The organism is Bradyrhizobium sp. PRIMUS42 (genome assembly GCF_023006515.1).
In the GTDB taxonomy this organism is placed as follows: Bacteria; Pseudomonadota; Alphaproteobacteria; order Rhizobiales; family Xanthobacteraceae; genus Bradyrhizobium.
Genome location: NZ_JALBGZ010001646.1, coordinates 1 through 375 on the forward strand (window position 1 = coordinate 1; position 375 = coordinate 375).

Here is a 375-nt window from a genome sequence, read left to right on the forward strand (position 1 = left end):
TCTCGGCTTCCTCGACCGTGCGCATCCGCTCGATCTCGCGCTGGCGCACCTCGCGTTCGGAGGCGATGCGGGTCGTGTCGATCGAGCGCTGGTTGGCGATCCTTGTCTTCTCGATCTCCTCGCGCGCCAGCAGCTCCTTCTCCTCGATGGTGCGGGTTCGCTCGATCTCCTTCTGGCGGGTTTCCCGCTCGGAGGCGATGCGGGCCTCCGCGATCGCCTGGTCATTGGCGATGCGGGCGCGCTCGATGGCTTCGCGGGCGGAAATCTCGGCTTCCTCGACCGTGCGCATCCGCTCGATCTCGCGCTGGCGCACCTCGCGTTCGGAGGCGATGCGGGTCGTGTCGATCGAGCGCTGGTTGGCGATCCTTGTCTTCT

At 66.9% G+C, this 375-nt stretch carries 1 pseudogene; it reads right to left on the bottom strand.

Annotated features, from left to right (window positions below):
• Nucleotides 1–375: pseudogene (locus tag MOV75_RS42100) on the bottom strand (flotillin family protein); the annotation flags it as partial.